Origin of the sequence: Lactobacillus colini, assembly GCF_017874575.1 — a bacterium.
Classification (GTDB): Bacteria; Bacillota; Bacilli; order Lactobacillales; family Lactobacillaceae; genus Lactobacillus; species Lactobacillus colini.
This window is the reverse complement of the sequence record NZ_JAGGLU010000024.1, coordinates 1-6,574: the sequence shown is the minus strand read 5'-3', so window position 1 is coordinate 6,574 and position 6,574 is coordinate 1. Positions and strand designations below refer to the sequence as shown.

5 protein-coding genes are annotated in these 6,574 nt (G+C 34.0%); 1 reads left to right on the top strand and 4 read right to left on the bottom strand.

What is annotated here, in order from left to right; genetic code table 11:
• Positions 1–291 precede the first annotated feature (291 nt).
• The 3 genes from J2Z60_RS10735 to J2Z60_RS10725 all read right to left on the bottom strand — a co-directional run bounded on the left by J2Z60_RS10735 (position 292) and on the right by J2Z60_RS10725 (position 4,044).
• The gene (locus J2Z60_RS10735) at positions 292–816 is read right to left on the bottom strand and encodes an adenine phosphoribosyltransferase (RefSeq protein WP_209687692.1); all 525 of its coding nucleotides are present in this window, start codon (positions 814–816) and stop codon (positions 292–294) included.
• A gap of 118 nt (positions 817–934) precedes the next feature.
• Positions 935–3,205: a single-stranded-DNA-specific exonuclease RecJ gene (recJ, locus tag J2Z60_RS10730; protein WP_209687691.1), complete on the bottom strand. Its 2,271-nt coding sequence runs from the start codon at positions 3,203–3,205 to the stop codon at positions 935–937.
• A 122-nt stretch (positions 3,206–3,327) separates the two neighbouring features.
• Positions 3,328–4,044 carry a class A sortase gene (locus J2Z60_RS10725; RefSeq protein WP_209687690.1) on the bottom strand — a complete coding sequence of 239 codons (717 nt, stop codon included), beginning with the start codon at positions 4,042–4,044 and terminating at the stop codon, positions 3,328–3,330.
• 238 nt (positions 4,045–4,282) lie between these two features.
• Here J2Z60_RS10725 and J2Z60_RS10720 point away from each other — a divergent pair, with 238 nt between their 5' ends.
• Positions 4,283–5,716 carry an APC family permease gene (locus J2Z60_RS10720; protein ID WP_209687689.1) on the top strand — a complete coding sequence of 478 codons (1,434 nt, stop codon included), beginning with the start codon at positions 4,283–4,285 and terminating at the stop codon, positions 5,714–5,716.
• 79 nt (positions 5,717–5,795) lie between these two features.
• Here the strand turns inward: J2Z60_RS10720 and J2Z60_RS10715 are convergent, their stop codons facing one another.
• Complete coding sequence (locus tag J2Z60_RS10715; RefSeq protein WP_245328811.1) at positions 5,796–6,293, bottom strand: helix-turn-helix domain-containing protein; 498 nt, start codon at positions 6,291–6,293, stop codon at positions 5,796–5,798.
• Between the last annotated feature and the right edge of the window lie 281 nt (positions 6,294–6,574).

Here is a 6,574-nt window from a genome sequence, read left to right as displayed (position 1 = left end):
TTTCTATAAAATTTTGATTTGGATATTAATACTGAACTAACCAAACAAGAAAATTTATTAAAAATATTGATATTACTTGACTTTAGGTGGAAAAGCGCATCCCGATTGAATATCGAAATGCGATCATGAATCAAGGCTAATCAATAATATATCCTAATTTTAGGGTTCATATCAGCTTTGAAAAACAAGGTTATCAACGATTTTTGTGATTTTATAGTTTTTTCCGAGTCACTTAGCTTTCAAGTTTCAGTAAAAAATAAAAACTCTGAAACTCAGAGTCCTTATTAACTATTAATCATCATACTTAACTAATGAAAAAATATCAGTATCTGGGAACATACTTCTTCCCTTAAGATTGGTCAATTCAATGTAGAATGCAGCACCAACTACTTCACCGCCTAAGCGCTCAACTAATTCCTTAGTAGCATGTAAAGTGCCAGCAGTTGCCATTAAATCATCACAAATAACTACCCTTTGACCAGGCTTAATAGCATCTTTATGCATTTCCAATACATTTGAACCATATTCCAAATCATATGAAGCTCTCTCAACTTCACGAGGCAACTTATGTGGCTTACGAGCAGGAACAAATCCCACTCCTAATTCAGTTGCAACAGGACATCCTACAATGAAGCCACGTGCTTCTGGTCCTACAATAACATCAGCGTTACGGCTTTTAGCATACTCAGCTAATTCATGAGTTGCAGCTCGGTATAATTCACCATCTTGTAAAATAGGAGTAATATCACGAAAAGTAATACCCTCATTAGGAAAATCCTTAACGCTTGCAATACGCTGTTTAAAATCAATTGCCATAAAAAAGAGTACCTCCATTTGACCCTTAGATAACGGTCTTGCCGTTGACTGTTATATTTTAACAAATTTTGATGTAAAAAACACTTAAAACTCACACATCAATAAAATTTACTACCAATTATTTAAAGCTATTTATATAGTTAAGTAATTGATTAAACGGCATTGTCTTTAATTTATTAGTAAATTCTATTTGCGAAGACACTGATTGATAATACTTAGAGCCAGTCAAAGGTTGCTTTTGAGGATTAGAAACCGGCACTATCTTACCTTCTTCGTATTTTACGAATTTTAATTCAAAGAACACTCGCAAAATAAATAAAACACTGTCATAACTCAAACTTAAAAATGGAGCTACTTGACGATAATCCTGCGGTGTTAGTTGAGGATGAGAATAAATATATTTTAGTGTTCGACCAAATGAATCTTTAGACGGGATTTGGCTAATGGGCAGCTTATTGAGCAAAAACCTTAAATATAATTGTTGGTAATCTTTTTCTAAAGCCGTATTTAATTGTAGTTGATTATGTGGCGTATCAAGTAAGACTGCCACTTCGCCATTATTATTATATTCATCAACTAAGGTCAATCTCTCCTCGTTAATTCCTAGCCCATCTCTAGCTAAGGAATAATTTTCCTTATCAAATAATAAGTATCTGTCAGCAAAACCCATAATATATTTTTCATTACGTAAATCAATTACTGGTGCTGGAACAACTAATTTCGGGCTTTGAAAATTAATTCCCTTAATCATTGCTTGAACGCTTGTCTTTTTATTCCATTGATTAAGTGACAAGGTAACGAATAATTGATGAATATACGGCAACAAATTTTCACTTAAATAGGCCTTATTAAATCCAATAGTTTGAACACTTCCAGCTTTAATCTTAGTAGTAAAGCGGACATGATTTTTGTCTTTACCTATCTTTGTAAAGTGAGAAATTATAGGATCTGTAATTGAAAAGATAGGTTCTACATTAGCTGTACCAAATGGTCCAACTAAATTCATCTCTTTGATTGTTTCGGGTGTTAGCTTATTTAAAGATAGTTCAAAGTCATATTCTTTTACCTTCAGATTAGTTTCAACATGATAATCTGACTCAAATCTTTCTCTTAACTCACCTAATTTATTGATGTCTAATGATAGTCCACAAGCTAAATCATGCCCACCAAATTGAGTTAGAATGCTGCCATTTAAAGGCTCAAGTGCATCAAACAAATTATATCCTTCAATAGAACGTCCTGAGCCTTTTAAATTGCCATCTTCTCCCTTGGTAAGTACAATAGTAGGCTTGCGAGTTGCCTCAACAATCTTATTAGCTACTAGTCCTAATACTCCCTCATGAAAGTTATCATCAACCAATACCAAAGTCTTGCGATGTTGCCAACCATTACTTTTAATCATCGATAAGCATTTTTCATACACTAATTGAGTTAATTCTTTGCGACGATTATTAAGTTCTTCAATTTGATCAGCAATTTTTTGTGACTGTTGTTCATCATCACTTAGCAACAATTCTACTGCCAAGCTAGCATGATCCAATCGTCCAACTGCGTTCAACCTAGGAGCAATAGCAAAGCCGACATCCGTAGCTGTGATATTACCTAAAGTTAGACCTGCATTCTTAATTAATGCTCGCAGTCCTGGTCTTTGCGTATTATTTAATATTTCAAGACCACGCTTAACAATAATATGACCTTCATCGTTGACCTTTACCATGTCGCCAATAGTTCCAATCATTGCTAAATCAAGCATATCACTCATTGGATCATCCATTAAAGCCCGTGCAATAGTGTAAGCCACTCCAGCACCACAGTAATCATCAAATGGGTAAGCTTGCCCGGGATAATTGCAATGAACAATTGCATAGGCAGCATCAGGCTTTTCAGCTTGAAAAGTATGGTGGTCAGTAATAATTGTATCTACACCCTTACTTTTAGCATACTGCACTTCTTTTACACCGGTTACACCGTTATCAACGGTAATAATTAAGTTAGTACCATCAGCCACTATCTCCTGATAGCGCTGCATACTTGGGCCATAGCCATCTTTAAAGCGATCTGGAATAAAGAAATGAACATCAGCACCTAAAATTTCTAGCGTTTCAACCATAATTGCAGTAGCAGTTATGCCATCCGCATCATAATCGCCATAAATAGTAATCCTCTCATTATGGTCAATTGCTTGATTAATCCTATCAATTGCCTTTTGCATATCATGCATTAGATATGGGTCAGCTAAATTATATTCGTTAGCATTTAGCCAAAAATCTAGCTTATCAGCTGTATCATTGCCACGCAATGCAAATAATTTAGCCTGTAAGTCAGTCAAGTGAAATTGTTCAATTAATTCCTCTGATAAAGGATTAGCTTGTCGTTGCTTCCATTTCATTTATAAATTTACATCCCCAATTTCTAAACAATACATAGAAGTTAATTATAATTAATTTTATTATGCTTGTGCAAGCAAATAAAAACTGCGGCAAAGCTTCTAAGCCTTATCGCAGTTAAGATCTATTTTAGTTTAAAAATTTTCAAGTTCGTATCAGTAGCCTTTTCTGTCTTAATTAAATTACCACGAACTGCCCAACGATTTACCCCACCATCTGCACAGGTAATCAAAGTTACTATATCTTGTTTAGTGTTATTAACTAGCCAGACGGCTGTTGGGTCGACCTTCTTTTTCATGTAAATTTTATAAATATATATTTTATTTAAGTCAGTTAAATAAACTTTTTGACCAATTTTAGATTGCTCTAGTGGTGAAAATAAAACCCCCTTAGCAGTCATATAGTGCCCAGCAAGTGGGTAATTTCCCTTTCCCATTACTTGGTCGGCTCTCATTGTGCCGCCACCTGTAGACATAGCATCATCACTTAGCCCCTTCATGATTGGCAAGTACATGTTTACTTGGGGAATAGCTAGTGCACCAATTGCATCAGCAGTATTATTAACCCTTGCTCTAGTTGCTTGTCCAGCATCAATCTCTTTTACCTTAGAGAAGTCAAACATACCTTTTTTCTTCTCATTTTTGGCAATAGTCTTGCGATCCAGCTTTTTAAGAGCAATAGTTTGATTTTGTCTAACCATCAGATCCCTAATTTGGCCATTAAAAATTAGTACTAGGCCCACTAATACTAAAATTACTGCTAAAATTCTAAGAAAAATAGTTTTCTTGTTCTTTTTCTTATTATTTCTTTGACCTATACGCGTTGGTCTTTCTTCCTTCATTTATTAAACCTCCCTTCTATTGTCGAAATACCTTAAAATTGTCGCTCTCATAACTTTCATTACTTTCTATACTAAATGATGTACATATAGCTAGTTTAACATATGCTTCAATAAAAGTATGCACAATTTAATTTTTCTAATGAATACGCTTTAATATTTTTCAATAAAATTAAACTTTTTCTGCTAATTTGTTATATAATTAACAAGTTGACAATTATATCGTTAAAAGGAGAAGCTTATGGCTGAAACACAAAACAATTCCAAAAAAATGATGTGGACAACCTTAGCAATGATGGCCTTCTCAACAGTTTGGGGCTTTGGAAATGTTGTTAACGGTTATGTCTACTTCGACGGAACCAAGGTTATTTTTAGTTGGATAATAATGTTCCTACTATACTTTGTTCCTTACGCTTTAATGGTTGGAGAACTTGGAGCAACATTTAAGAATTCTGAAGGTGGGGTTTCGTCTTGGGTAAATGCTACCTTAGGCGCAAAATGGGCCTATTATGCTGGTTGGACTTACTGGGCTTGTCATATCGTTTATATTTCTAGTAAAGGAACAGGTGGCCTCAGAGCCTTATCTTGGGGCATCTTTGGTAATACTGATTGGTATGACAAGTTACCAACTGCTACAACTCAATTTGCTACTTTAGTAATTTTTCTGTTTTTCTGCTGGGTTGCTAGCCGTGGTATTCCAGTACTAAAAACATTAGCAACCATTGCAGGAACCTCTATGTTTGTAATGTCAATTTTATTTATTATCATGATGTTTGCGGCTCCTGCAATTAATCCACATGCTACTTACTACAGTATTAATTTTAATTGGAAGAATTTTATTCCTAACTTTAATATTAAATACCTGACCTCACTATCTATTTTAGTATTTGCAGTAGGTGGCTGTGAAAAAATCTCACCATATGTAAATAAAGTTAAAGATCCATCTAAGAACTTTCCTAAGGCAATGATGGCTTTAGCAATTATGGTTATGGTTTCAGCAATTTTAGGTACATTTGCGATGGCTATGATGTTTAATCCTAAAGTTGTTAACAATAATTTAAATGAATATATTTCCAATGGTGCCTACATGGCGTTTGACCAATTAGGGAAATACTACCACGTCGGTGGCTTATTCATGTATATCTATTCTTGGTGCAATATTATTGGTCAATTTTCAACTTTAGTTTTGAGTATTGACGCACCACTAAGAATGCTTTTAGGAAGTAAGGAAGCTAAAGACTTCATCCCTAAGAAGCTTTTAAAGCTTAATAAGAATGGTGCCTATATTAACGGTATCTGGATGATAGTTATTCTCTCTGGTGGTCTTATTGCAGCACAAGCATTATTGCCAGACGCACAATCTGTAATGGCTCAGTTGGTTAAATTAAATTCAACTACTATGCCATTGCGTTATCTCTGGGTATTTGCCGCATATATTGCTCTTAGAAAGCAACAGGAGAAATTTGAGACTAGCTACCAAATGACCAAGAATCAATTCTTAGCATACTTAGCTGGTTGCTGGTGCTTCTTAGTTACTGCTGCTTGTTGTATTTTAGGAATATATTCACCAGACCCACTTACTTTAATCTTAAATATTGTAACTCCAATTATTTTAGTTGCGTTGGGATTAATTTTACCAGCTATTAAGAAACATCAAGAAGGAAAATTAAATTAAAATTCAAAAGAGATCAAGCATTTTTACCGAGTTATAAAGTTTATTTACTTTAAACCGGGATGCTTGATCTTTTTTATAATTATTTATGCTCATCTTTGTCAGTTTGATTAATTGTTAGAGGAAAATTTTTATCAAGTTTAGGATCAATAAATTTAACTACTAGCCAAGATTTAAGTGGCTCCATAATTAACCAGCCACCAATCCAACCAACTCCCAAGACAGCCTGCATTGCATCTTGTCTAATCCAACTAAAATTTATTCCCCATAAAAGCATTATTATGATATAGACAGCAGTATATAATTGGCTAAAAGTTTTAAATTCTTTTGTCCTCTGAGTTAATTGGTACTCTAGCAATTCTCTTGCAGATTTTGTTTTATCATCCATTTTAGCATTATCTGAAATTACGTCTGCAATTTTTACTCCTAATGCTTCTGCTACTAAATTCAAAGTTGAAATACTAGCATCATCACCCGCTTCTAATCGCTGGATAGTTCTAACAGATATCTTAGCTTTGTCGGCTAACTGTTGTTGAGACAGATTTTGTAATAAGCGTAATTCCTTTATTTTATTTACCATGATTTATACCTCCTTATTCATAGCCTTTTCTAGTTTTATTAAATCATTATATTATTTTGCATTCAACGACAAATACCTGCCAGTTACTCGCCACTTAGCTGACATTTCTGTCAGCTAAAATTTCCTAGGAAATTTTAGAAATTAGGTATTAACAATAAAAAAATACCTAACTTCAACACGAAGTTATGTAATGAGCCCCAAAAGTTAGACATTTTTGGGGCTTTTACTATGACTAAATTAACTAATGAACAAAGATTACAAATTTATAATCAATGGAAATT